This is a genomic window from Brevibacillus sp. NRS-1366, from assembly GCF_050467985.1.
The window spans coordinates 70,676-96,517 of the sequence record NZ_JBITPN010000019.1; the positions used below are offsets into that span (position 1 = coordinate 70,676).

At 45.1% G+C, this 25,842-nt stretch carries 26 protein-coding genes and 1 other annotated feature; of the genes, 10 read left to right on the forward strand and 16 right to left on the reverse strand.

The window, feature by feature from the left end:
- Positions 1–147: 147 nt before the first annotated feature.
- The 3 genes from ACIFQN_RS12660 to ACIFQN_RS12670 all read right to left on the reverse strand — a co-directional run bounded on the left by ACIFQN_RS12660 (position 148) and on the right by ACIFQN_RS12670 (position 3,577).
- Positions 148–1,122: a CobW family GTP-binding protein gene (locus tag ACIFQN_RS12660; RefSeq protein WP_429833395.1), complete on the reverse strand. Its 975-nt coding sequence runs from the start codon at positions 1,120–1,122 to the stop codon at positions 148–150.
- A gap of 142 nt (positions 1,123–1,264) precedes the next feature.
- Positions 1,265–2,260 (reverse strand): NAD(P)/FAD-dependent oxidoreductase, encoded by a 996-nt coding sequence (locus ACIFQN_RS12665; protein WP_429833396.1) that lies wholly within the window; start codon positions 2,258–2,260, stop codon positions 1,265–1,267.
- Positions 2,261–2,296: 36 nt separating this feature from the next.
- Positions 2,297–3,577 carry an MFS transporter gene (locus ACIFQN_RS12670; RefSeq protein WP_429833397.1) on the reverse strand — a complete coding sequence of 427 codons (1,281 nt, stop codon included), beginning with the start codon at positions 3,575–3,577 and terminating at the stop codon, positions 2,297–2,299.
- Between the two features lie 436 nt (positions 3,578–4,013).
- Between ACIFQN_RS12670 and ACIFQN_RS12675 the strand changes: the two genes are divergently transcribed.
- Positions 4,014–4,628 (forward strand): TetR/AcrR family transcriptional regulator, encoded by a 615-nt coding sequence (locus ACIFQN_RS12675; protein ID WP_429833398.1) that lies wholly within the window; start codon positions 4,014–4,016, stop codon positions 4,626–4,628.
- Positions 4,629–4,845: 217 nt separating this feature from the next.
- Positions 4,846–5,403 carry a helix-turn-helix domain-containing protein gene (locus ACIFQN_RS12680; RefSeq protein WP_429833399.1) on the forward strand — a complete coding sequence of 186 codons (558 nt, stop codon included), beginning with the start codon at positions 4,846–4,848 and terminating at the stop codon, positions 5,401–5,403.
- A 191-nt stretch (positions 5,404–5,594) separates the two neighbouring features.
- On the opposite strand, the gene ACIFQN_RS12685 is transcribed toward ACIFQN_RS12680, so the two are convergent.
- A complete protein-coding gene (locus tag ACIFQN_RS12685; RefSeq protein WP_429833400.1) occupies positions 5,595–6,299 on the reverse strand; it encodes a thermonuclease family protein in 705 nt (234 codons plus the stop codon).
- 144 nt (positions 6,300–6,443) lie between these two features.
- Between ACIFQN_RS12685 and ACIFQN_RS12690 the strand changes: the two genes are divergently transcribed.
- Positions 6,444–7,052 (forward strand): hypothetical protein, encoded by a 609-nt coding sequence (locus tag ACIFQN_RS12690; RefSeq protein WP_429833401.1) that lies wholly within the window; start codon positions 6,444–6,446, stop codon positions 7,050–7,052.
- Between the two features lie 270 nt (positions 7,053–7,322).
- On the opposite strand, the gene ACIFQN_RS12695 is transcribed toward ACIFQN_RS12690, so the two are convergent.
- The 3 genes from ACIFQN_RS12695 to ACIFQN_RS12705 all read right to left on the reverse strand — a co-directional run bounded on the left by ACIFQN_RS12695 (position 7,323) and on the right by ACIFQN_RS12705 (position 9,315).
- On the reverse strand, positions 7,323–8,372 hold the full coding sequence (locus ACIFQN_RS12695; RefSeq protein ID WP_429833402.1) for a MerR family transcriptional regulator: 1,050 nt from the start codon (positions 8,370–8,372) through the stop codon (positions 7,323–7,325).
- Positions 8,373–8,502: 130 nt separating this feature from the next.
- Complete coding sequence (locus ACIFQN_RS12700) at positions 8,503–8,943, reverse strand: CBS domain-containing protein (RefSeq protein WP_429833403.1); 441 nt, start codon at positions 8,941–8,943, stop codon at positions 8,503–8,505.
- Positions 8,944–9,216: 273 nt separating this feature from the next.
- Positions 9,217–9,315: a putative holin-like toxin gene (locus ACIFQN_RS12705; RefSeq protein WP_373419714.1), complete on the reverse strand. Its 99-nt coding sequence runs from the start codon at positions 9,313–9,315 to the stop codon at positions 9,217–9,219.
- 166 nt (positions 9,316–9,481) lie between these two features.
- Between ACIFQN_RS12705 and ACIFQN_RS12710 the strand changes: the two genes are divergently transcribed.
- Both ACIFQN_RS12710 and ftsW read left to right on the forward strand, forming a co-directional pair.
- A complete protein-coding gene (locus ACIFQN_RS12710; RefSeq protein ID WP_429833404.1) occupies positions 9,482–9,826 on the forward strand; it encodes a YugN family protein in 345 nt (114 codons plus the stop codon).
- A gap of 73 nt (positions 9,827–9,899) precedes the next feature.
- Positions 9,900–11,069: a putative lipid II flippase FtsW gene (gene ftsW / locus ACIFQN_RS12715; protein ID WP_429833405.1), complete on the forward strand. Its 1,170-nt coding sequence runs from the start codon at positions 9,900–9,902 to the stop codon at positions 11,067–11,069.
- Positions 11,070–11,115: 46 nt separating this feature from the next.
- Here ftsW and ACIFQN_RS12720 read toward each other — a convergent pair whose 3' ends face one another.
- Together ACIFQN_RS12720 and ACIFQN_RS12725 are read right to left on the reverse strand one after the other, a co-directional pair.
- The gene (locus ACIFQN_RS12720) at positions 11,116–11,448 is read right to left on the reverse strand and encodes an Asp23/Gls24 family envelope stress response protein (protein WP_429833406.1); all 333 of its coding nucleotides are present in this window, start codon (positions 11,446–11,448) and stop codon (positions 11,116–11,118) included.
- Positions 11,449–11,525: 77 nt separating this feature from the next.
- On the reverse strand, positions 11,526–13,154 hold the full coding sequence (locus ACIFQN_RS12725) for a thiamine pyrophosphate-binding protein (protein WP_429833407.1): 1,629 nt from the start codon (positions 13,152–13,154) through the stop codon (positions 11,526–11,528).
- A gap of 147 nt (positions 13,155–13,301) precedes the next feature.
- Here ACIFQN_RS12725 and sleB point away from each other — a divergent pair, with 147 nt between their 5' ends.
- On the forward strand, positions 13,302–14,060 hold the full coding sequence (sleB, locus tag ACIFQN_RS12730) for a spore cortex-lytic enzyme (RefSeq protein ID WP_429833408.1): 759 nt from the start codon (positions 13,302–13,304) through the stop codon (positions 14,058–14,060).
- Between the two features lie 79 nt (positions 14,061–14,139).
- Here the strand turns inward: sleB and ACIFQN_RS12735 are convergent, their stop codons facing one another.
- Positions 14,140–14,397, reverse strand: coding sequence for a hypothetical protein (locus ACIFQN_RS12735; RefSeq protein ID WP_429833409.1), 258 nt, complete (start codon positions 14,395–14,397; stop codon positions 14,140–14,142).
- Positions 14,398–14,559: 162 nt separating this feature from the next.
- Here ACIFQN_RS12735 and cax point away from each other — a divergent pair, with 162 nt between their 5' ends.
- The gene (cax, locus tag ACIFQN_RS12740) at positions 14,560–15,603 is read left to right on the forward strand and encodes a calcium/proton exchanger (protein ID WP_429833410.1); all 1,044 of its coding nucleotides are present in this window, start codon (positions 14,560–14,562) and stop codon (positions 15,601–15,603) included.
- A 91-nt stretch (positions 15,604–15,694) separates the two neighbouring features.
- Here the strand turns inward: cax and ACIFQN_RS12745 are convergent, their stop codons facing one another.
- The 4 genes from ACIFQN_RS12745 to ACIFQN_RS12760 all read right to left on the reverse strand — a co-directional run bounded on the left by ACIFQN_RS12745 (position 15,695) and on the right by ACIFQN_RS12760 (position 20,015).
- Positions 15,695–17,029 carry a sodium-dependent transporter gene (locus tag ACIFQN_RS12745; protein WP_429833411.1) on the reverse strand — a complete coding sequence of 445 codons (1,335 nt, stop codon included), beginning with the start codon at positions 17,027–17,029 and terminating at the stop codon, positions 15,695–15,697.
- Positions 17,030–17,090: 61 nt separating this feature from the next.
- Positions 17,091–17,331 (reverse strand) — a binding site (T-box leader).
- Positions 17,332–17,455: 124 nt separating this feature from the next.
- Complete coding sequence (locus ACIFQN_RS12750; RefSeq protein ID WP_429833412.1) at positions 17,456–17,737, reverse strand: YlaN family protein; 282 nt, start codon at positions 17,735–17,737, stop codon at positions 17,456–17,458.
- A 93-nt stretch (positions 17,738–17,830) separates the two neighbouring features.
- A complete protein-coding gene (gene glsA / locus ACIFQN_RS12755; protein ID WP_429833413.1) occupies positions 17,831–18,763 on the reverse strand; it encodes a glutaminase A in 933 nt (310 codons plus the stop codon).
- A gap of 82 nt (positions 18,764–18,845) precedes the next feature.
- On the reverse strand, positions 18,846–20,015 hold the full coding sequence (locus ACIFQN_RS12760; protein ID WP_429833414.1) for a MalY/PatB family protein: 1,170 nt from the start codon (positions 20,013–20,015) through the stop codon (positions 18,846–18,848).
- A gap of 145 nt (positions 20,016–20,160) precedes the next feature.
- Between ACIFQN_RS12760 and ACIFQN_RS12765 the strand changes: the two genes are divergently transcribed.
- Positions 20,161–20,667 carry a hypothetical protein gene (locus ACIFQN_RS12765; RefSeq protein WP_429833415.1) on the forward strand — a complete coding sequence of 169 codons (507 nt, stop codon included), beginning with the start codon at positions 20,161–20,163 and terminating at the stop codon, positions 20,665–20,667.
- Positions 20,668–20,758: 91 nt separating this feature from the next.
- On the opposite strand, the gene ACIFQN_RS12770 is transcribed toward ACIFQN_RS12765, so the two are convergent.
- Both ACIFQN_RS12770 and ACIFQN_RS12775 read right to left on the reverse strand, forming a co-directional pair.
- Positions 20,759–20,896, reverse strand: a complete 138-nt coding sequence (locus ACIFQN_RS12770) for a sporulation histidine kinase inhibitor Sda (protein ID WP_429833416.1) — start codon at positions 20,894–20,896, stop codon at positions 20,759–20,761.
- A 244-nt stretch (positions 20,897–21,140) separates the two neighbouring features.
- Positions 21,141–22,334, reverse strand: a complete 1,194-nt coding sequence (locus tag ACIFQN_RS12775; RefSeq protein WP_429833417.1) for an ornithine--oxo-acid transaminase — start codon at positions 22,332–22,334, stop codon at positions 21,141–21,143.
- A 279-nt stretch (positions 22,335–22,613) separates the two neighbouring features.
- Between ACIFQN_RS12775 and ACIFQN_RS12780 the strand changes: the two genes are divergently transcribed.
- Both ACIFQN_RS12780 and ACIFQN_RS12785 read left to right on the forward strand, forming a co-directional pair.
- Positions 22,614–23,954, forward strand: coding sequence for a sigma-54 interaction domain-containing protein (locus ACIFQN_RS12780; RefSeq protein WP_429833571.1), 1,341 nt, complete (start codon positions 22,614–22,616; stop codon positions 23,952–23,954).
- A gap of 199 nt (positions 23,955–24,153) precedes the next feature.
- A complete protein-coding gene (locus tag ACIFQN_RS12785; RefSeq protein WP_429833418.1) occupies positions 24,154–25,557 on the forward strand; it encodes an amino acid permease in 1,404 nt (467 codons plus the stop codon).
- Positions 25,558–25,842: the final 285 nt, after the last annotated feature.

Consider the following 25,842-nt stretch of genomic DNA (forward strand, 5'->3'; position numbering starts at 1 on the left):
TGCGATATTTAAAAAAACACCTCCATTCAAAACCTTTTTGAAGATGTACATACCTATTACGGGCCGAATAACCTGAATCTTTTAAATTGTATTGCCGTAGAAAGAATATATCATAGTATACAAACTAGATCAATATAATTAACTTTTTTAATTTAAATGAAAGGCATTCTTTTCTTCGTAGCATTTTTCCAACTCAGAAACAATGGATCTTTTATCCATTCCTTCACCTATAAAAACCGCAACCATATTCATATCCAAATCTTCACATACAGAATAATCAATTTGATTCTCTGTCTGATGAAAGGAGATGAGCTTTGAATGGTCTGTAAAGCAAACAAAACCTTTTGCCCGATAAACTGCTTTAGGCAAATGTAAAAGAAACGATTCGAACTTCGATTTAACCACTGGTTGGTTAAATTGATAATAAAATGTTTCTACATAATTAAACAACTTATCAGTAAGAGAAAAATCATCTGTTACTTTTGGTTGAAGCTTAACCTGTTTTGCTTTCCTCATGTTTAACAACTGAGACAAATCCATTTCACCATGAATGGTTGTATAAAGCACTGCTTCAGGATTATCCTTTTCAATCAAATTTCGTATCTTTTCTAACTCTGGTTCGCGTACTAAATCCACTTTGTTCATTAGAAGCAAATCAGCGTATTTTATTTGATTGCGAAAGGTTATTTCTAAAGCTTTATTTAACTCAAAACGAGATTGTAAAGCAAGGAAGCGTGATGCATCAACGATTGTGATCACTCCCTTGAGTTCAATTTGTTCATAAACAGTAGGATTGTTCACCAATTCGGCGATGATATCAGAAGGATCGGCAATCCCCGTCGTTTCGATAATAATTTCATCAGGACTAAACTCTCTTATCATTTCATTTATTCCACTTGCAAGTTGGTTTCGAATGGAACAGCAAATACAACCGTTCAGTATTTTTTTTACAGAATATCCCCGTGCCTGAACTTGCACACCATCGATGTCCTCTTCACCGATTTCATTCATAATGACGATAGCTTTCCTGTTGCGCTCGCGGAAAAAATCGAGTATTTTTTGCAGTAACGTTGTTTTTCCACTTCCAAGATAACCCGTTAGTATATAAACGCCTGTTTGCATTTTATCTCCTCCTGCTTGCAACTGCCTTTATTCATTTTGTCTCTGATTTCTTGATACTCATCTAACGTTTTTTAAATCAATGCATCACCTCCCTTTTTCTATAAATGCTTAGGATAAATAGCAGATTGGGTTTTTAATCCTCTTAAAAAACCATGGAAGTACTGTGAGCAGGCTGTAGTTTAGCCTTAGGATCAATATAAGCTTTGGCGTTGCTTACAGCTATCGGTGCCTCTCCAAAACCAACTGCGATAAGTTTTATCTTTCCTGGGTATGTTGTAATATCCCCTGCCGCGTATATGCCAGGAATATTCGTTTCCATTTTAGAATTGACAACAATACTCCCTTTTTCTATTTCAAGGTCCCAGTTTTTGATCGGGCCTAATGATGAAACGAACCCAAAATTCACAATTACGGCGTCCACTTCCAATATCTTTTCTTCTTGAGTCTTATTGTGGTAAACAACTACCTTTTCAATTTTTTCTTCACCAATGAGTTCTTTTATTTCATACGGCGTAATGACATCGACTGTAGACTTCATCAAGTTTTCTACGCTATGTTCATGTGCACGAAACTTGTCCCGGCGGTGAATAATGCTCACTTCTTTAGCGATCGGCTCCAGCATAAGGGCCCAGTCAACAGCAGAGTCCCCACCGCCGACAACAAGGACTTTTTGGTCAGCAAATATTTGTAAATCATCGATGAAATAATGTAGATTTTTGCTTTCAAATTTCGCTGCTTCAGGGTTCTCAAGGCGTCTTGGTTCAAACGCGCCGACCCCTGCTGTGATGATAATGGCTTTAGAGAGATGAACGCCCTTATTTGTAGTTATTTCAAATTTCTCTTCCTGTTTTTCGACATGTATCACTAATTCCTCCAGCACGATAGTTGGCTCAAAACGCCTCGCTTGCTCTTCTAGCGCATCGACCAATTCCTGTGCCCGCACTTTGGGAAATCCAGCTATATCATATATAAATTTTTCAGGATATAATGCAGCCAACTGTCCACCTAATTGAGGCATGCTCTCAATTATTTTTACACTGCACTGACGCATTCCACCATAAAATGCTGTAAATAGACCTGCTGGTCCGCCACCTATAATAGTAATATCGTACACTTTTTCATCACGATAGATGTTCATATGGTTCCTCCGCTTATTTATATATTTTTCTCGTCCCTATAAAGAAATATTTACCTCATCCACGAAACCTTTTGGCTCTTTCAGGAAGAGCAAGACGATTATGGCAGATATAGCAAAACAGCCCCCAGTCATCATGAGCGATGCTCCAAGTCCTTTAGACATCGCCATCTGACCAATGATAAAAGGAGCAAATGCGCTGACTCCCCTAGAAACGTTATAGATGATTCCCTGAGCCGTTGCTCGAATTTCAGTAGGGTATAGCGCAGAAAATGTAGGTGCGAATCCACTATGGTAGCCTGTTCCAAAGAACGCGACGATCGTACCGAAAAACAAAAGGAGGATTTCGTTTTTTATAAGAATATACATGGGGACTGCTAGAGCTGAAATTGCAAAATACAGTACAAATGTAGATTTTTTCCCAATTTTACTAGCAATGACACCAAACAATATATAACCAAGCCATGCACCTACTTGTGAGGCGATAATCCAGCCGGACGTTTTCACAATGTCCAGCCCAGGCCCTCCAGCGCTTTGTGGTGTCGATAAGTACGTAGGCAGCCACGTAAATAATCCCCAATATCCTAGCAACGAGAACATAGTAAATAGGATACAAACGATCGTAATTGGGGCGTGATTACCAATCAAAATTCCCATTGTTTGTTTGAAGGAAAGGCGTTTCGTTTGGTTTTTCCACATATGAGATTCCGGAGTATGCTTGCGAATCCACAGGGCGAGAAGTGCTGGGATTACACCTGCAAAAAAAACTCCTCTCCATCCAAACATCGGAATGACAATCGCTGTAATAAGGGCTGCAGCCGCATATCCAACAGCAAATCCACTTTGTACGAAAGCCATCACAATGTTACGATGTTTAGCCGGCCACGTTTCCATGACGAGGGCAGCTCCCGCCGACCACTCTCCCCCCATTCCAAGGCCTACGAGAATTCTAAAAACCATTAATTGAGTAGCTGTCTCTGAAAACCCACATAAAACAGTGGCAAAAGAATAAATAAGAATACTAAAAATCATTGATTTTGTTCGACCCCATCGATCTGCTACAAACCCGAAAATGATGCCGCCAAAAGCGGAGGCGATTAGTGTAGCAGAAGCAATGGTACCCGCCACCGACTGAGTCAACTCTAAATCTTGCATGACATAAACGATGACCATGGAATAAAGCATCAGGTCCATTATATCCAGCATCCATCCAAAAAAAGCTGCCCAAAATGATTGCCACTGGGCTTTAGTAGCCCCTCTGTACCATGGTAATGCCCGCTCATTTGAATCGGGCCTTATTTCCACTGGTTGATGGCTCATGGTAGTTCCCCTCCTTTAAAATAAATGATCGCTTTCATTTATATAAACCGGTTATGTTAGTTACATATAACTAACATAGTCGAGTAAAAAAAAAATCTAAAAGACCTCCATTCAACGCTCTCACTTACTAATATACTACTCATCGTTGTTAGTTAGTAATAACTAAACATCTCGCTTTAAAAAAATGGCTTTAAAGCCATCCCGCAATATCAGTAATTAATTTTATATTCAGAATATATCAGTGGTTTATTTCAATGTCAATATTTAAAATGAGTCTCGTAAATTGTTTACATACAAATTATTAATCAAATACACAACCCCATTTTCGACGTTAGACCTAAAAATCTTTGACAATATTCTACATTTGGCTTTATAGTTTAGTTAGTAATAACTCATCTATCATTTATACAATCTACTTCAATTTGGGGTGTAATGATTGGAAACAAACGAAAAGCTTGAACATATGAGTACACGCGATAAAATTATTTATGTCGCGATTAATTTAATGGCTAAAAGCGGATATAAATCTGTAACGATAAAAGAAATAGCAAAGCATGCTTCAGTAAGTGAAATGACCGTTTTTCGCCATTTTGGAACGAAGAAACAAATAATGGAGTATGCTATCGACCATTTTTACTACACAGCTCCTATGAAGAAAATTTTTAACGAGAATATTGAATGGGATTTAGAAAAAGATTTACTTCTCGTTAGCAAATCTTATCATGAACTAATGAATAGAAACGTAAAGGTTATCAGTATTGCTTTTAAAGAAGGCAATACTATTCCCGGTTTGCTGGATCAAATAAACAAGCATCCTCGACAGCTTAAAGAATTTCTCGTAGATTATTTCTCAAAGATGCAGGAGTTAGGGAAAATAATCCCTAGTGATCCCGAGACCTATGCAATGATATTTCTATATTTAAGTTATGGCGAGTTTGTTTCCCGCTCTTTTGTAGCAGGTCATATGATAACATCTATCCCTCAGGAAGAGATCATCAAAACAAGTGTACGTTTATTTGTCAAAAGCTTGACTCCACAATCCATTAGTTAGTCAGTTAGCATTCTAACGCACCGGAAAAACCGATAAAACCGGATTCCCTTATACCAGGAAATCCGGTTTTATTCATTCACCTGTAGCAAGGCTCCGGAAATCGAAAGCGCTTCACCCTATAATCGTTTTGGTATAGTATAATTATCTATGCTAATGAAATACTAAGCCCATAATTTGGTATAATTGACATAATATTTTTTGTTTGGAGGAATAATTTGTGAATGAACCACAAAATGATTTAACTGGACAGGTCGGGCTCAATTTACGGATGATTCGAAAACGTATGAAAGTGAGTCTTGATGAGCTAGCAAACGCTAGTGATGTCAGCAAATTGACATTAGGGAAAATTGAAAGAGGCGAAGCAAACCCGACTTTAAATATTCTTTGGAAAATATCTAGAGCACTAAATGTCCCTTTAACTTCTTTGCTAACTCTCGACGAGGAGACTGAATTATTTCCCTTTGGTGAAATTCGTCAATTAGCAGGTAACAATAATGATTGGCATATAAATCCTCTTTTTAAAGCTTTTGGTACAACCGAATGGTATCGAGCTTGTGTAGAACCAAACAGTCAATACAGTGAATCTCATTTAAAAGGTTCCGAAGAAATGATTATTGTATTGAATGGTGAACTTGATATGAAAGTGGATCAGAAAAGCTATCATTTAAAACAATGGGACGTGATAAAATTTAAGGGTGAAGAATATCATAGCTATATAAATCAGAGTGACGAGCAAATATTTTTATTAGTATCATTAACCTACCCATCCACTTAATAATGACTATCTTTATTTCATATAAATCAAGATCCAAGTATTTATGACTTACATTAACCTAAGAATCCATGCAAGAGTTTTGCTAAACCGAAGCCAGTTCTCACATCCTATTATGGTGATTGACTGGCTTCAGTTGATTGATTCGCAAAGATTCAAAGGAATGCAGGATTCATTTTCATGTAGGAAAAACCCTACCGCTTTGGCGCCCGAAAACCAGCCGCCTGCGCTTCTTCTTCCGTAGCAAACCACATCTCTGCATTTGTCTTGTCATAGCTTGCGGAGCCAGGCACGTGATAAATTTTATCCCCTTTGGAGTTAATATTTCCTTTGATCGGCTTGCCCTCCGGGGGCGTTTGTGCCGCGTCCTTTGCTTCTTGCTTAGGCTTTTCGGCATTCTTTTTCGGCTCCGCTTTCTTCTCCCCGTCAATGCCCCACAGTCCCCGGTTTTGTTCTCTGGCTTCCCGCTCTGCCGCTAAAAACAGATCAGCATGAGCCACATTTGGCGGGATCGTCATTATTCGGGCATATCCATCACGAACCAGCTTTTCGTTGACAAAGGTGCCATCGGGCAAATAGACGTATGCGAGAAGTCGCTTGTACTTGTCGTACGGTTCAACGTCAAACTTGAGGGTTACTTTCTGATCGGCTAGCAGTTCCTTTGTAAAATTGCTTGCTTCTTTTCCATATGGGTCTACAGGATGATTGGGCTTGACTGTTTCTGGTGTATCCATGCCAATCATCCGCACCTTTTCACCGGTTGCCAATTCAAAGGTATCGCCGTCAACCACGCGCTTCACCGTGGCCTCCATTTCCCCGTTTGCCTGTGGCTGTCCTGAAGCAGAGCATGCTCCGAGCAGCATTGCCAACAGGAACAGGAATAACGCAAATCGTTTCATTTCTTTCCTTCTCCTTTTTCTTCGTTGCATCGTTTTCCAGAGTAGAGGAAGAAAAGGTTTCGGTCAATACTTATCAATACCCATAAATTGCTATAATAGATTCACAATGGCAGTTAGCATGCAAACAGATGGAGGTAATCTTGTATGGGGTGGTCATCAATGCGGTACATTCCGAATAAATACAACGATGAATGTAAAAGGATAGACGAATCCCTTTTAAAACTTCTGAGAGAACGACAAACTCTAGCCAAAAACCAAAAATTATTTCCACCAAAAGACATATTGCAGGAATGGGCAGAGAAATACCAGATGGACGTATCCGAGATCTCTTGGTTCTTGCATAGCGTGAACGCAGGAGCACGTCCTGTGATACCAAATGAGTTTGGAGAACTGCTTACTGTTCTGCCTCTTATGAAAAAAGAAGAAGCAGCTGGCTTTACCTATCTTCTAACTCATGTAAAGCAATACCAAAATGCGAGTAAGGTCTATCTCGAGATTAACGCCGCTAGCGATAGTGATGATATCGGTCATATTCGCCCTCACTTACTTCTGGAGATCATAAGTGATACGGACTATTACGTTCGCAAAAGCGGAGCCCGAGGCAGTGACCGGCAAATCCAGCTCACTTTTCATGTTGCTCCCCGCTTGCCTGATCATGTAAGCGAAATGACATTTGCTTTAGTACCCTACTCTGTTCCGCGCGAGGCGCCGCCAAAGGAGATGATTCTGGATCAAGAAATTCACTTTGAATAATGGACAGTATGATAGTGTGCAGCACCGAAAAAAACGACCTTACCCAAGGTCGTTTTGTCTATACTTCCCGACTTAGTCGCGATCGGAGTTAAATAAAAAGAATAAGACGGCCACAACAATAATAATCCATAACAGCTCATCATTATCACGGTCAAAGAAACCGTCGAACAGACCCATAGCGAAAGTCCTCCTTTCCCTTCTCGCTACAGCCTATGCAACAGACTAGACACGTGTCATTACTTGGAAGAGCCCAAAAGTGAAAAAGATGTTCTACTCCAGCTTGGCCCGAATCAGATGAGCATACGTCGTAAGCTGTCTTGCTTCGGTTACGAACCCGAGTTCAGTCAGTTCAGCAAGCAAACGGGACCGATCCGCGTAGCATCTGTCCTGTATTTCCGCAATCGCTTGTTCTTTCCCAGCTTGCTGAAGTGCATTCACATGCCACTGGCGATGCTCCTGATCGAAAAACATCAAATCCGCGATAACGAGCCTGCCTCCTGGCTTTAAGACCCTGCGGCACTCCGCCAAGGCAAGCCGCTTTTGATCCTCTGTCAAATGATGGAGGGCGTAGCTTGTTGCTACAAAATCAAAGTCATTTTCCAAAAACGGAAAGGCAAAAAAAGTACCTAGCTTTGTTTCTATCTCTGGAGATTTGTGTCTACATTGTCTCAGCATTTGTGGAGATTGATCAAACCCGCTGATCTTTACCCCTTTTTTCACGAAACGACTGGCGAGATTGCCTGTTCCTGTTCCGGCATCAAGGCCCGACTCTCCTGGACGTGGTGCGATCGCTGCGACTACCTCATCCAATACTTCGTCATAGCATTCGTGTGAATGAAATCCTTCCGACTCGCGCGTAACCCATTCGTCATACCCATCAGCCAATTGATTGAAATTCCACCGATCAACCCAATTGTCACGAGTTTGGCGAAGCCGTTTGTTCGCTTCCGCCAGCTCATACAAAGCCCCAGGATCAATCATCTGATCACGCTTGATGCGTTCAATCATTGCCTCCGTCGTCGAAATGACCTTGCTCATTTCAACCCACCGACTGTACATAAAGGAGCGCTGCAGCTCCAAATAATGCAGAAGGCTGCCTTCTTTTTCGTTCTGCTGTTGCAACAGATCGCGAATGTCATCAATGGGCATTCCCACTTCACGAAGCGTAATAATGGTCTGCAGACGCCATACATCTTCTTCGGAAAAATGGCGATAGCCAGATTCATCTGCCTTTTTAGGTTTTATCAATCCTTTTTCTTCATAATAGCGGATTGCTCTCGGGGTAATATGCAGTCGCCTGGCCATGTCCTTTATTTGCATCAGGTTCCTCTCCCACACTTTTTCTTTTTTACGTATCATAAACCTTGCCGTAGCGTGAATGTACAGATAAAAAAAGAAAAAGCTGTCGGTTAGCTTCCAACAGCTTTCATCGTTTATCCGTAACGTTTGATTAGTGCGTCGTCGGCTCGGAAATTTCCTGCAGAGCGTCACTCGCTTCGTCGTGGTGGACTTTACGAACGGCCATGTCTCCCAATGCTACGATACCCACAAGCTTGCCATTTTCGACGACAGGCAACCGGCGAATTTGGTGCTTGGCCATGATTTTAGCGGCTTCATCCACAGTCATTCCTGGTTGGCCAAGAATAATGTCACGCGTCATAACAACTTCTGTCGCGGTCGAGCCTTCCGTTTTTTCAGCCAGTCCTCGAATCACAATATCACGATCGGTAATTACCCCAATCACATCATCTTTCTCATCTACAACCGGAATCACACCGACATTCCAATCGCGCATCTTGCAAGCTACTTCATACACGTTATCCTTAAGCGTCACAGTCGCGACATCTTTCGTCATAATCTCGCGCAATGTGCGGTTTTCTACCTTTGTCATGTCATTCTCCTCCTTTTGCAATTGAACGATTGTAGTGTGTCCTGTTACCTATCGTTTCATGCACGGGATGGGACATGTGTCATGATTTTTCTGACTAGAGAAGAGCAAACCCCTATGTTAAGATGATAGCATGGTGCTCGTGATGTGTAGCAAAAAAAGGCCGCAGGGTGCCTCATCACCGTACGGCCTCCAAGCTACAACAGTCGTTCCCTCGCAGGAGTCGGCTCACAGTACCAGCTCGTAGACCTCCTGGCTGCTTAGCTCAAGGGAGGTCTACTTTTTTCGACTAGAAGACAGCATCACTACTAAAGTCCCAAATGTCAACATTAGACTTAGTGCCTCGAATACTGTCATGGTATCACCCCCTCTCATCCGGGGATGCCGACCGCCCTTGAGAAACCGAACTATTGTAGTAACAAATTATACCATATATAGGCAATCACGGTCATCTATCCGCATTACCACTTATCCATTGCGATTCTTCCAAAAACAGACTATGATAAATAAGTGAATATCACCATTTGTAGGAGGAAATAGAATGGTTATAAAAGATACTGGGGTTGGCACAAAGGAAGTCTTTTTCGCCGATCTGGAGCACTACATGAGCGATCTCGGATTTGACCGTGGCGCTTGGGATTACAAACACGCTACATACGACTATAAAATCCAAGATAAAGGAAACGTTTACTACCTGCGCATTGAAGCAAACGTGACCGAGGGTAAACTCGAAGATTCCCACTCTGTCCTGAAGCTGGAAGATCCTTACATGGGCAAACACCTTTTCCCACATGGATTGGACTATGACTTCCCAATGCCGGACTCCGTCGTTCAAACAGCAAAACGCAAACTGCAAATGCTGAATGAAAAGCTGTCCTCGCACTAGAATGCAAAATTGAAAAAGCACTGCGTCACAGAGAGGTATCCCCTCTCTGTTTCACGTAGAGGGGGGTTTTACCTTGAAGACGAGGGGCGTTCCTGATTTTTTGCTCCTGTTTTTAACCGCCCTAATTGTCGGGTTTGGCATCACGATGGTACTCAGCTCCAGCTCTATTTTCGCCTTGACCAGCTTTACTAGCAATGGTTGCTCATACTGTAATGGCGACGAGCTGTATTTTGTCAAGCGACAAATCCGTTTCCTTGCGATCGGAGTAGTCGGGATGCTGATTGCCATGAACATCCCCTTCTCCTTTTACAAACGAAATTTTTTGCTGATCGCAATGGTTAGCTTCTTGGCCTTGCTACTGGTATTGATTCCGGGGATTGGCTATGCAAATAACGGTGCGCGTTCCTGGTTTAATTTGGGCTCGTTTACCCTGCAGCCAGCTGAGTTCGCCAAACTAGGGCTGATTTTGTATCTGGCAGCGATCCTTTCGAAAAAAGGGGAAGGCGTACGCAATTTGAAATCAGGTCTGCTTCCTCCTCTGACGGTGACCGGTATATTTTTTCTCTTGATTGCCGTTCAGCCGGATTTGGGGACGGCTGCCATCCTTCTGGGAAGCGCTTTGGTTGTGATGATCTGTGGAGGAGTCAAGATCCGCCATCTAATCGGACTAGGCGGACCTCTCGTTACGATTGCGCTTGTAGGCTACATTTCAACCAAAAAGCATGCTCTAGACAGGATCAATTCTTTTATGGACCCTTGGAGTGATCCGATGTATACCGGTTACAATATCATTCAATCGTGGATTGCCATTGCCCACGGTGGACTGTCAGGTACCGGTTTTGGCAAGAGCATTCAAAAATATTTGTACCTGCCCGAGAGGCATACCGACTTCATTTTCTCTATCATCACGGAAGAACTCGGGTTTATCGGCGCCTCTCTCTTTTTACTGGTGTACTTGCTGTTTTTGTTGCGCGGTATCCATATTTGTCTACGCGTCAAAGATTCATTTGCCAGCCTCGCAGGGATTGGTGTAGTCAGTATGATTGGTATCCAAGCCATCTTGAACATTGGCGGCGTGACCGGTTTCATCCCTTTGACTGGTGTACCGCTTCCTTTTATCAGCTATGGAGGCTCTTCGCTTTTGGTTTGTCTCCTTTCCACAGGGTTTTTGCTTAGCGTATCGCGAGAAGTGAGCAGACAAAAACTGGACGAGCAAATACAAAAACAACCTTACTCCATGTAGCTCGTACGAAACGAAAAGAACGACCTGCTAACTAGGCAGGTCGTTCTTATTTCACCTCAACGGTTTCTACACGTACGTTTACAGCTTCTACAATCAGGCCAGTAAGTGCCTCCACGGCTTCCTTTACCTTTTCCTGCAGCAAGTAGCAAACATGGTGGATAGGTGAGCCGTATCGGACAGACACGCGCATGTCAATGGTTACCCTGTCGTCTGTCATGAATACGGTTATCCCTTTCGCCCCTCCATTCATTTTTTTAGCCAGGTCCTGATACAGCCCTCTGGATCGGACTGAAACCTCAAGCACTTCTTCTACCGCTACCCCAGCAATGACTGCAATCACTTGATCTGCCACTCTAATTTCACCGAGTCTGTCAGCCATCTGGACGCCCTCCTCTTCGCCCGAATAGTTCCCTTCACCTATCTGGGGGATTTTGCCTTTTACTCATTATAAACAAATCAAGCTTGGGCTTGGAAGGGAATTTGTTTTTTTCTCTCTGTCAATGTAGGAGCCGTACATCGAACATCAAGCAGAGTGAGCTCTTCACTGGACAAAGCTTGTTTCAAATGCATTTCCAAAGCGGATACATTCTGCACGACTTGACCATTGACGCCACATGCCTGCGCCCAAAGAACGAAATCGGGATTATGAAGCTTTACACCAAACGGCTGATAGCCAGCCTGCTTCATTTTCATTTCTTCTAGTCCCAGTGTGCCATTGTTGACGACAATGAGCAGAAACGAAGCCTGGTGTTCCGCTGCTGTCATCAACTCTGCAAGATGCATCTGAAATCCGCCATCCCCGGTAATGCAGACAACCTGTCTCTTTGGATAAGTCAGCTTCGCTGCAATTGCAGCCGGCAAACCAAACCCCATCGTCCGCCATTTTCCCGAGAACAAGGGTAGTTGCTGCTTGCTGCGAAAAGCCCGATTGAACCAGAGTGTATGCTCCCCGGTATCAAGGACGATAATCGCATCTTCACGTACTACGTTTGCCAAGGTGTGAAAGAGTGTCTGCGGCTTTACTAATTCATCCGGATTCTGCTCCGTAATCTTCTGCGTTTCCTCCCAAAACCGCGCGTGCCATCTTTCTACCTGTTCTTCCCAAGCATGGTCGATCCGTCTGGATTCTAAACGCCTCATCCATAAAGGCAGCACATCATCTAGTTCTGCCGTCACTGAATGCAGCAAGGGATTGGCATGAATCGACTCGGCGTTCGTATCCACTTGAACGATTGCAAGCTCCTTCGGCAAGAATGCACGCGGAAACCAGGTTGCGCCCAGAATCACAAGCAGGTCAGCTTCCGCCAAAGCATGAAGGGCCGATTCACTTCCCCCTTCGCCCAATCCCCCTATTACGAGTGGATGTGACTCATCCAAAACGCCTTTTGCCCCTAGCGTCAACAAAATACCTGCTCCTAGCTGTTCTGCCAGCTTGCGGCACCCTTCAGCTGAGATTCTTGCCCCGATTCCAAGCAGAATAAGCGGCCTTCTGGAACGTATCAAATACTCAGCAGCGTAATCCATTTCCATTCGGTCAGGGCGCACTGCAGCCGTCACACGAGGTAGCGCTGGCACGAGGGGCGCGGACGTCATTCGTTCAAAAACATCCTTGCAAATCGCCAAATGCGCTACCCCCTTTTGATGCATGGCAGCCACAAAAGCTTTATGCAGGACATCTCCAATAGCCTGGGGATGAGCGACTGTCGTTGTGTAGCAAGCGAGAGGCCTTATCACGTCTTCTTGTGGGATGTACTGCTTATAAGCCCCTCCAAGCTTGTAAGTCTCCACCTGTCCCGTGATTGCAACGACCGGTACCCGATCAGCATGGGCATCTGCCAGCCCATTCAACAGATTGACAGTGCCTGGTCCCATCGTTGCTGTGCAAACGGTTGGCCTCCCTGTCAATTTAGCCTCTGCACTCGCCATCATCGCAGCAGCAGCCTCATGCTTGCATGCAATGTACTCTACCTCTCCTTGCTTTCCCATACAATCCAGCCATGAAAAAATGGCGTCTCCTGCGACACCATATATCCGTTTTACTCCCCAAAGTGCTAGTTGATCCGTTAAGAACTGGGCTACTTTCATGAGATCACCTCCGAATTTTTTCACGTGTGTCAGTCCTATGATAGTGTACGCATTCCCCAAAATTTTACTAAGAGTCATTGACGGATATTGGGGAACCTAACAATTATCATCAGGGTGTTCTTATACTCAATAGAAGGAGGACTTGCCATGAAGCAGCCTCTCAAATGGCTGATGGCTGTAGTAGTTGTCGCAATTCTTGTCACAACTGCGGTAGTGATTTCCCCCATGCGTTCCGATGCGTTCAGTCAACAAATCGTGCAGGTAGGAGCGGAAGGAAAGGATGTCCGCGAGATGCAAGGACGTCTGAAGTTTTTGGGCTTCTATACGGGAGATGTAGATGGTGTTTTTGGCTGGCGTTCGTATTGGGCATTGCGTAACTTTCAGTATGAGTTTGGGCTAAAAATAGACGGTGTGCTTGGTCCGAAAACGAAAGTAAAGCTATACAATGCAACGACGAATTACAAGCCTACCGCAGCCGAATTGGGTGTGCCGGAAACTGCGCAGCCCGCTCCTAGCGCACCCGCAAAACAGACCTATCGTCCATCAGGCATATCGGAAAATGATCTTCGCTTGATGGCAAATGCTGTGTACGGCGAATCTCGTGGCGAGCCATATATTGGTCAAGTCGCCGTAGCAGCAGTCATCTTGAACCGAACAAAGAATGCTGCCTTTCCGAATACCCCAGCCGGCGTTATTTTTGAGCCTCGCGCATTTACGGCTGTGGCGGATGGCCAAATATGGCTGACGCCCAATGAGCAGTCCAGAAAAGCTGTTACTGACGCATTGAATGGCTGGGATCCTACTGGAGGAGCTATTTACTATTTCAACCCGGATACAGCTACCTCAGGCTGGATCTGGAGCCGTCCGCAAATCAAAAAGATCGGCAGACACATATTCTGCCGCTAAGAGTGAAAGAAAGCAGAAAAAGGCACGGTAGTCATCGACTCCGTGCCTTTTTCCTTTTGCTTTTCCTTTTCCTGTCTTGCTATGAACGGTTGTTTTGCATGTGTTGGGCCATTTTGACAAATCTTTCTTCTGGCTCTGTCGTACCACAAACCCCACATTGAATCATATACGCTTCACCTTTGTAAGGCTGGTGAAAAAGATCCAGTTGATCTTGACTTAACTCGGCTACCACGTCACCCGATTGCGGATCGAGGCGCATATAACGCGGTGTCTGTTCAATGACAGTAAATCTCATGCGATTTGATTTGCATGTGGGGCAGAGCAAAGGCTTTGTCATTTTAGCCACCTCCCATTAATCTTTCACCGTTTAGTTTCTTCCACAAGAGGAACTCTATACCTAAGGTCTCGAATCAGTAGGATACAGCGCTTTTTTTCGCATAAGGTAGAATAGTTGCCTGGCACTTATCGTATGCAGTAAAACTTAGGACGAGGTGATCGAATGAATTTGCGACTCTTTTTTACATTGGTAGGTGCAACCATTATCCTGGCTGCATTCGCCCACTATTTCACGGATAACGAGATGTTTCAGTTTGCAACTTCCTCGCTCGCCATCATTTTTTTAGCCGCCTGGTTAGGGAAATCAACAGAAAGTGTTGCTCACTACGCTGGCGACCGGATCGGGGGCTTTCTCAATGCTACTTTCGGCAATGCTGCTGAATTGATCATTGCCTTTTTCCTGGTCAAAGAGGGCTTATTTGATATGGTGAAGGCTTCGATAACCGGTGCCATCATTGGAAATATGCTGCTCGTACTCGGTCTCAGCGTTCTCTTGGGGGGCCTCAAGTACAAGGAGCAAACCTTTAATAGCAGACTGGCAGGCCACAATGCCTCACTCATGACGCTTGCCATCGTCGCCTTGTTTATTCCTGCAGTCTTTATGCAAGAGCTGCCACCGATGAAGATTCAGACTCTGAGCATTGTGATTGCGGTTCTTTTGATTATTGCTTATTTGCTATGGCTGATTTTTTCAATGGTCACACACAGCGATTTTTTATCAGATATCGAGCCGAATAGCAGTGAGGCCGTTTGGTCCAAAGGCGTATCCATCCTGATGCTGGCCGTCTCCACTGTATTTGTCGCGATTGTTTCTGAATGGCTCGTCCACGGGGTACAGCACGTTTCTCAATCGCTCGGATGGTCTGAACTGTTCGTCGGTGCTTTTGTCATCGCGATCATCGGCAACGCCGCTGAGCACAGTGCTGCCATGCTGCTGGCTCTCAAGGGGCGCATCGGTGCTGCTGTCGAAATCGCTATCGGGTCCAGCTTGCAAATCGCATTGTTCGTTGCTCCCACCCTCGTATTGGTTAGCCTTTTGATTGGCAAGCCCATGGACATCGTCTTTACTCCCTTCGAATTGGCGGCGATTGGGGTAGCTACCTTTATTACGATTTCCATCACCAAAGACGGGGCAACCAATTGGTTCGAGGGCGTTCTCCTCCTCGTCGTCTACATCATCCTGGGTACCGCCTTTTTCTTTGCCTAGTTCTTTGAATCAACTGGTTGTAGATCCTACAGGTACAAAAAAGGACTGCAGCTCGCTTCTAACGAGCCCTGCAGTCCTTTTTCCATTTCATTTACAAGATACCGAGCGTATTCAAAAAAACAAAAAGAATCGCCAGTGGTGCGACGTATTTTAAGAGTAGAAGCCAGAGTACAAACAGACGTCTGCCAACCGGGGAGTCCGCCTGCAATTCCTTCATGAGCAGCTCCCGCTTCATTTTCAGCGGGACGAAGATAGCGATAAGCAAGGCACCAAGCGGCATCAATAGATTGCTAACCAAAAAATCGACGGCATCAAAGATCGCTTTGCCAAACAGCGTGATGTCACTCCAGATGCCAAATGACAGTGCGGACGGAACACCTGCTGCAAAGATTAGCAAACCGACCAGCCAGGCTAGACGTTTCCGTTTTGACTCGTTGCCCTTCGCAAGAGACGCTACGATGATCTCCAACATCGAAAAGGCGGACGTCAGTGTCGCAAACAAAAATAAAGCCAGAAAGATCAACAGGAAAACGCTGCCGAATGCAATTTTTTCAAACACAGATGGCAGGACGATAAAAAGCAATCCAGGGCCTGAAGTCGGCTCCACTCCCAGTGAAAAGACGGCTGGGAAGATAGCCAGTCCCGCAAACAAGGAGACAAACAAATTCAAGCTTACAATGGATCCCGCCGAGCGAACGAGACTTTCGTTTTTAGCCAGATAGGAGCTGTACGTAACCATAACCGACACCCCTACGCTCAAGGAAAAAAAGGATTGTCCCATTGCATAGAGAATCGACTTGGCATCCAGTTTGGAAAAGTCAGGACTCAGGAAGAAGGCGACTCCCTCCATTGCCCCATCTAGTGTAAGCGAGCGAATCATCAAGATGACAAACAGGATGAACAAAGCAGGCATCATGTACTTGTTAGCTGACTCGATCCCGCTTTGTACTCCACGGGCGACGACCCAGGCCGTAATCAGCATGAAAATCAATTGGGCAACCACTGCCCCGACGGGATCTGCAATCACATCCCCAAACAACTTGTCGTAATGCGGACCTGCCAAATCTCCTGTAAGGCCACGGAGCAAGTACGTAAGAATCCAGCCCCCCACCACACTGTAGAACGAGAGCAAAAGAAAGCAGGTAACGACACCCAGACGTCCTACCCAATGCCAAAGTGATCCGGGCGCGATCGTCCGATACGCGCTAATTGCTTCTTTTTGTGTACTTCGTCCAATGGTGAACTCACCTAATAACAGCGGAAGTCCTATCGCCACCGTAAATAGTAAAAATAAAAGGAAAAATGCCCCGCCCCCACTCGTTCCGACGATATAGGGAAACTTCCAAATCGCTCCCAGACCGATTGCCGAACCTGCTGCTGCCAAAATGAAACCCAGCCTGCTCGTCCATTGCTCGGTTTGTTTCATAACTGATTTCACTCCTCTTGCGTGCTTCTCTCGCTGTAAAAAATAAAAAAACTCGTCCTAAAAAAGGGACGAGTCATTTCGCGGTACCACCCTGATTAAGCAGGAAGAATCGTATCCTCTTCACTGCTTCACTTCAACATTGATAACGGAATGACCCGATTTTCTCCTAATGGGCATTGCCGTTCAGAGAACTGCTCTGGAGGGAATTCCACGGGTCACACTTCAAAGCTGCTTACAGTCTTAAGGCAGCCTCTCCCTGGCAAGCGGTTGGTCCGTGTACTAATCTCCATCATTGCATTTCAAAAATAATAGTAAACATTTTGGACAACAAAAATATCGTTTCAACTTTAATATACACATACGAAATATGCAAGGCTTTTTTTAAACAAAATGAAAAGCGAGGAATATCGCTTGCTCTCCTCGCTTTTACTTCTGATTATACAATTCATGGAGATGAGCCAGTTTGCGTTCCAAAGACCCCATGATTTCCCGGCCGATCTCTTCATCAATAAGTCCAAGGCGCACTGCATACTCCACTTCCCGGGAAAGCCCGAACATTTGGGTATCCAATACCTCTTCATACAGTGGGCACTGCGGCATGGTCAGGTTCTCCATCTGTACGTCGATCAGCTTATAAATTTTGTCGGCGTCTGCTTGAAGCAACGCTAGCGCTTTTTGTTCCAGATCGGGAACCTTAATTTCTGTCAAAACCTATCCCTCCGTTTGCCTCCATCCTTAACATACATAGTACGTTATTCTGGGCCATTTGAAAAGAGGAGAAGAACGAACAACTGCAAGAAGCTAAAAGATACCAAGTTTCCACTCTTTTGAGAGCAGCGCAAGCAGCTTGATTCCAGCAACTGAGTTACCTTTTTCATCCAGTGAGGGTCCAAAAACTCCAATGCCCATTCGATGCGGTACGCATGCCATAATCCCTCCAGCGACGCCGCTTTTAGCCGGGATGCCAACATCTATAGCAAACTCGCCAGAAGCATTGTACATCCCGCACGTAACCATGAACGTCTTGCAGATCCGCGCCACTTCCTCCGGAAAAAATCGCTCCCCTGTTTGCACATCAATTCCATCTGCTGCCAGGACCATTCCCATGTGGGCAATGTCTTTTACTGACACCTCAATAGAACAGTAACGAAAATATAAATCTAAAGTTTCCTCCACATCAGTAGTCAAGATCCCACTATCTTTGAGAAACCAAGCGAGGGCACGATTGCGGTCCGCCGTACTCTTTTCCGAACAATAGACTGCTTCATTCACACAAATAGCAGGGTTGCCTGTCATTTTTCGCAGCATGTCCAAGACGCGATTCAGCCGATCGTCTATATTTTCCCCTTGTATCATACCAGCCACTGCAATCGCACCTGCGTTAATCATCGGATTTAATGGTTTGTGCGATTTGATTGTCTCCAATTTGATGATCGAATTGAATGGATCACCCGTAGGCTCCTTACCCACACGCTCAAAAACATGCTTTTGTCCATTTTGACACAGGGCAATAATCAGCGAGAAAATTTTGGAGATGCTTTGCAACGTGAATCGGACATCCACATTTCCCGCTGACAGCATGGTCCCATCCGGGAAACAGACGCTTACTCCCAATTGCCCCGGATCTTCTTTGGCCAATTCAGGAATGTACGCTGCCACCTTTCCTTTATCCGTATAGGCGAGGGCCTGATTCAAAACTGCTTGCAATTGCGTGCCTGTCAGAGCTTCCTTCATGCGCTCTCTCCTCAAATCCATATTCACAGTTGTTATATCTGAATTGTAGATTTCAAATAAGCCCCTGTCAAATGATGGAACCTTACCTGTGAATCGCCTGTTCGAGACGTGACATCGCTTCCTCCAGGATCACTCGTGGACAGCCAAAATTAATCCGCTGGAACCCCTCGCCTTCGCTCCCAAAAGTAACACCGTCATGCAAGCCCAGTTTGGCTTCGCGGCGAAGCAGCTTGTTCAGCTCTGCCTGACTCAGCCCCAGTAGGCGAAAATCCATCCATCCCAAATAGGTAGCCTCTGGAACCGCCATAGAGATCTCTGGGAGCTTCTTGGCCAAACATCGATTGAGGTACTCGGCATTCCCACGCAAATAGACCAATAACTCCGTCAGCCAAGCTTCGCCATGGCGAAACGCAGCAATAGTTGCTTCCATCCCAAACAAATTCAAGTTTTCATAGCCCATCTTGGAGGCCGTTTGCGAAAAGTCTCGGAGCAGTTGATGATTCTCTGTCAATAGATAAGAGGTGAACAAGCCTGCTAAATTGAAAGTCTTGCTCGCGGATAAAAAGGTGACGCTCTGGCTGGACAGCTCAGGTGCCAAGGAATAGTAAGGTGTGTGGCTGCCTTTTTCGTATACCAGATCCGCATGTATCTCATCCGCCACCACGATCACACCCTGCTCTACACACAAGGTTCCGAGACGCTCCAGCTCTTCTCTTGTCCAGACACGTCCAACGGGATTGTGCGGACTGCAGAGGAGCATCAGCTTCACGCGTGGATCACTCAGCTTTTGAGCAAGATCGTCCCAGTTCATCTCATAACGCCCCGCTTTTTCCACGAGGGAGCTGGTAATGACCTGTCGTCCTCTATTTTCTACGGCATGGAAGAAGGGATGATAGACCGGCGTTTGAACCAAGACTTTGTCATTCATTGCCGTAAAAGCTTCAATAGCCACATGCAAGCCAGGCACCACTCCCGGAATTCCAGTCATCCAGCTCTCCTCTACAGTGATCCCGAATCGCTTGTGAATCCATTCCTGCAAGCTTTGGTAAAAGGAAACCTGCTTCATTGGATAGCCATAGATCGGGTGCGAAGCCCGTTTGATCAGCGCTTCCGTCACTTCAGGCGGACAAGCAAAATCCATGTCAGCCACCCATAATGGCAGCATGCCTTCTCCATTATAATCAGGGTGATTGGTCTCCCACTTCACGCTATTCGTCCCTTGGCGATCAATCCGTTCATCAAATCGGTACATAATTTCTTCCCCCTCTTCGTTTGCGTTCTACTTTTCAGAATAAACGTTTTTTTAGCATAAGGACAAGTGTATTCGCCGTTTGCCTGATATCTGCCCCTGAGGTACAATAAAACAGGTAGTTTACTTACATATGGAGGTATGCCTCATGTCTGATGTCATCGTGTTCAAAGGGGCCGTCTCTTTCCCTATTACCTTAGATCCGACTGTCTGGGTTTTTGATGAGAGAAAATTTGACCTTTCCTCGTATACGGGTGAAAATGATACAGACTTGTCCAAACAAGCCAAATACCTGCAAGGTACTGGCACACAATGGGACAAGGAGCTGCGTGAAGGGGCCTCCTTGCCTTCGGAGAGACGCAGTCTGGCAGAAGAGCGCAAAGTGCTCGAGGGCGAGTATGGCATCCGTCTAGACCCGTTTATCATGAATGCGCAGCCACTGCCTGAAGCTACACACGTACGTCTTCACCGCGAGGATCAGGAATCGATCATCCTGCCGCTTGCAGAAGCCAGACGTGCCATTTTGCAATTTTCCAAAGACGGCAAGCCCATTACCGACAACGGTCCTGTCTATTTCTACTTGCCTGAGACACTACTTGCTAAAGAAGAACCGCTCAAAGGGATAACAGCCATGGAATTTGTTACAGCCCCTTAGCTGTGTCATCGAGCAAAAGAAAAAGCCATCCGCTAGTAATTAGGGATGGCTTTCATTCATGTTATGCCTCGATTAAAGCATGATTGTGGAGTTAAGCACTTACCTGACCGATTCGAATGTCTCGATGCTTTAATTCTGCTCGGAGCAAGTCAATAAAAGCTGAATCTAGTTGAAGGTCGATAGCTCGATGATATACTTCTATCAACATTTGGTCGCTCAAGTATTTCACCTTTGCTCACCTCCATCTTGTTTATGAGCCCATTGTAACAGAACCACTAGAATCGAACAACCGTTCTGATATCCACAACTCATGTGGACATCTTGTGAGTAACTTGTGGGCAATATGTGTGTAACCGAAAAAAAGCAAGAGGTAGCCATGTGGATCTTTCTTCCTGTCTTATCCACAAGGAGTCGGATTTTGTCGAACGAAAAAGCCGCCCCAAAAGAAAGGAACGGCTTCTTCTTGCTTGTGCTTATACGCTCAGTACTTTTTTGATGCGCTCGATTGCCCAGTCGAGATCTTCCTTGCTGATCACGAGTGGCGGTGCAAAACGGATCGTTGTCTCATGCGTTTCTTTGCAGAGCAGTCCCAGTTCTTTCAATTCCTCGCAGTAAGGACGAGCTGCAGTTGTCAGTTCTACGCCGATGAACAGACCACGACCACGAATTTCTTTAATCAATGGATTTTTGATCTCTTTCAACTTCCCGATGAAGTATTCACCCATCTCGAGGGAACGTTGAACCAATCCTTCTTCAGCCAAAACATCCATCGCTGCAATAGCAACCGCACAACCGAGCGGGTTTCCGCCAAAAGTAGAACCATGGGAACCTGGCTCGAATACACTCAGGATTTCTTTGTCAGCAGCAATAGCAGAGATCGGGAACACACCGCCGCCGAGAGCTTTACCCATGATGTACATATCCGGCTTAACGCCTTCCCAGTCGCTGGCAAACAGTTTGCCTGTACGGCCAAATCCGGTTTGGATTTCATCGCATACCAAGAGAACATTGTTTGCTTTACATAGATCATATGCTTGTTTGAGGAAACCTTCTTCAGGGATGATGATACCCGCTTCCCCTTGAATTGGTTCCAGCATAAATGCTGCTGTATTAGGTGTGATCGCTTGTTTCAGCGCTTCGAGGTCGCCGTAAGGAATGATTTTGAAGCCAGGTGTGAACGGACCAAAGCCACGTCTGTAAGCTTCATCAGAAGAGAAGGACGTCACGGTAACCGTACGGCCATGGAAGTTGCCTTCGCAAACGATGATTTCTGCTTGATTTTCAGCTACCTTTTTCACATCATAAGCCCAACGACGAACAGCTTTGAGTGCTGTTTCCACTGCTTCAGCACCTGTGTTCATTGGCAAAATCATTTCTTTTCCTGTCAAAGCAGACAGCTTTTCGTAGAATTCACCCAGTTGATCGTTGTAGAATGCACGAGATGTCAGCGTAACTTTGTCAGCCTGATCTTTCAGTGCTTGGATAATGCGTGGATGACGGTGACCTTGGTTGAGTGCGGAATAAGCACTCAGCATGTCGAGGTATTTATTGCCTTCCGGGTCTTCAACCCATACACCTTCAGCCTTGGAAATGACAATCGGAAGCGGATTATAGTTGCGGGCACCGAATTTTTCTGTTTGTTCAATAACACCTTGAGTTTTTCCCATGTGGATGTCCTCCTTCAATGTCGCTTGCCATTATTTACTTTGCAAGATTAATGCCAATTATAAAAACGCCAATAAATGCGGCAGATAAGCGGAAATGAATGCAAAATTATTTTGCATGCAACATTTTCTTTTTATTAGGGTGCATAATCATTTTGCACTTCCCTTTTTACGTGGTATGATATTTCTACGAGGAAAGGCTGGTGAACTACTGTGTCGTCTTCTATACAACATTCTTCACTCGACACGTTTTTACGCATCTACGAACATATTTTAGACAGAATGAATGAAGGCGTGCATGTCATTGACTCCCTGGGTACGACCATTGTTTACAACCAGAAGATGACCGAACTAGAATCCATGGCGAGACAGGACGTCCTGCACAAGCCATTATCTGAGGTGTTTCAATTCCCAAGCGGCCACGAGAGCACTCTCCTCACCTGCTTACGGACAGGAAACAGTATTCGGAATACACGCCAGACTTATTTTAATGATAAACAAAAAGAGATCACGACTATCAACAACACATACCCTATCATGGAAAACGGGCAGATCGTCGGTGCCATGGAGATTGCCAATGACGTAACGAAAATGGAGCGGCTGATTCGGGAAAATCTTTTGCAGAAAAATGGGTCCCGGTACACTTTTGAGCAAATCATTGGTCGTAGTACTCCTATTCTCGATGTGATCGAAAATGCCAAGCGTGCTGCACGCACCTCATCTTCTGTTCTTGTTGTAGGAGAAACAGGTGCGGGCAAGGAGCTTTTCGTACAGAGCATTCACAATGCAAGTTTGCGTGCGTCCAGCCCGCTCATTTCACAAAACTGCGCAGCATTGCCTGACAGCCTGATTGAGGGTCTCTTATTCGGAACAGCTCGTGGTGCATTTACTGGTGCCATCGAGCGTCCAGGCTTATTTGAGCAAGCAGAGGGCGGCACTCTTTTTCTCGATGAAATTAACTCGCTTAGTATGCCACTTCAGGCAAAATTATTGCGTGCCCTACAGGAGAAATCCATCCGAAGAATTGGAGATACGAAAGACCGTTCGATTGACGTGCGCATCGTTGCGGCGATTAACGAAGATCCGGTCGAGGCGATCGCGAATCAACATCTTCGCAAAGACCTCTATTACCGCCTTGGGGTTGTTACCCTGTTCTTGCCGCCACTTCGGGAGCGCAAGGAAGACATAGACATGCTTGCTTCTCATTTTATTGAAAAATACAACGAACTGTTCCAAATGGAAGTAACCGGGGTGAGCGAAGATGTCATGCATTTTTTCCTGGAGCATGATTGGCCCGGTAATGTACGTGAGCTGCAGCACCTCATCGAAGGTGCAATGAATTTGATGATCGATGAAACAACGATTCGCTACGAGCACCTGCCCCTGCATTTTTTGCGCCGTTCCCCAGCCAATGCAGTCACCGCCCCACAAGGTCCATCTTCTGTCCTTTCTTTTCCGGAAGATGGCAGATCATTAAGGGAAACCATGCAGGATTTTGAAACTTCTTATATTCATCACGTCGTGGACAAATACAACGGTAATATTTCACGAGCTGCTAAAGAACTCCAGATCAGTCGGCAAAGCCTGCAGTATCGTTTGCGAAAATTGGGCATTAAGGGATAAAATTGCTAACGCCAAATTTTTTGGCGTTTTTTTTAATTATTTTGCACAAAACTGAAAAATATCTTTGCACCTTATCCATAAATTGGTTGGTTGGCCCTGATTTCATCTATCTCTTTCTTTTGGTATCATTCTTGCTATGCATATGCCTTGTTGAAAACAGATTCACTCGCGCTATACTTTTGCGTTAGGAGAGGGTTAAATGATCACAGGCCATGAACATCAAAATGAATTAAAGCGGAGCATGAGCAGTAGGCATCTCTTCATGATATCTCTCGGTGGGGTTATTGGAACCGGACTATTCCTTGGTTCTGGATATACCATTAGTCAGGCGGGACCCATTGGTACCATCCTTTCCTTTTTAGTCGGTGGATTTATCATGTACCTCACCATGCTTTGTTTGGGTGAGCTTACCGTAGCTATGCCTGTTGCAGGGTCGTTCCAGACTTATATGACTCGCTTCGTCAGTCCTTCTCTCGGGTTTAGCGTAGGCTGGATGTACTGGCTTGGCTGGGCCGTAACTGTTGCTTTGGAGCTTTTATCATCTGGTCTATTGATGCAGCGCTGGTTTCCTGATTCTCCTGTCTGGATGTGGTGTGCCATTTTTGGCGGCGTTCTTTTCCTATTGAATGCGTTGTCAGCGCGAGCGTTTGGTGAATCGGAGTTTTGGTTTTCCAGCATTAAGGTAAGCGCTATCATCTTGTTTATCATTTTAGGCGGTGCAGCTATGTTTGGTCTTATTGACCTAAAAAATGGCCAGCCTGCGCCCATGCTTTCCAATTTTACTAACAGCCCTTTGCTTCCACATGGCATCACTGGTTTGATCATGACGATGATTACCGTCAATTTCTCTTTTACAGGAACTGAATTGATCGGGATCGCTGCAGGTGAAAGTAAGGAGCCTGAGAAAACGATTCCGAAATCTATCCGTAACACGGTTTGGCGTACGCTCGTTTTCTTCATTCTTGCGATCTTCATTTTGGCAGGAATGATTCCTTACAAAGAAGCTGGCGTCGTCGAAAGTCCGTTTGTCGTTGTATTTGACAACATTGGAATCCCGTACGCTGCCGATATCATGAATTTCGTTGTATTGACTGCGCTATTGTCTGTAGCCAACTCAGGTCTGTATGCTGCAACTCGGATGCTTTACTCCCTTTCAAATGACGGGATGGCTTCCAAGAAACTCGCAGCGGTAAACCGCAAAGGGATTCCAATGAATGCGCTCTTGATTACGTTTGCGATTGCTTTGTTGTCTCTTTTGTCCGGTTTTTTTGCAAAGGATACTGTCTTTATGATTCTCTTATCTCTCGCTGGTTTGGGTGCACAAGTCGGATGGATTGCGATTTCTGCTTCTCAGCTTGCCTTCCGTCGTCATTACGTGAAAAACGGAGGAAGGATTGAGGATCTCAAGTTCCGTACACCGCTCTATCCGGTCTTGCCTTTGATTTCATTAATTTTGAACCTGGTCGTTCTGTTTAGTCTCGCACTCGATCCGGAACAACGAATTGCCCTTTATTGCGGTATCCCGTTCATGATCGCTGCGGTCATCTTTTACAAGCTTTATTACCAAAAAAAGCTGGAGCCTACTAACAAAAATACAATCTAACGAACCCCTTCATAAGAAAACCTCTATCGAGGCCTCCTCAAGGAGGAGCGACCGCGTTTTAGAGGAAAGTTTCCATGCGCTCCAGAATTCATAAGCGTCGCGCTTATAAATTCTTATACGGTTAGAAAACCTGGCTGCGCCATGCCTTTTGGCGGAGCCGCGGTTGCACTTATACTGGATAAGAATTTTATAAATTCTTATCTGTACAAAAAAGAAAAGCTTGCGGCCCCTTTTGGAAGCTGCAAGCTTTTCACTTTTAATGTATGCTCGTTAGTCGATCATGCT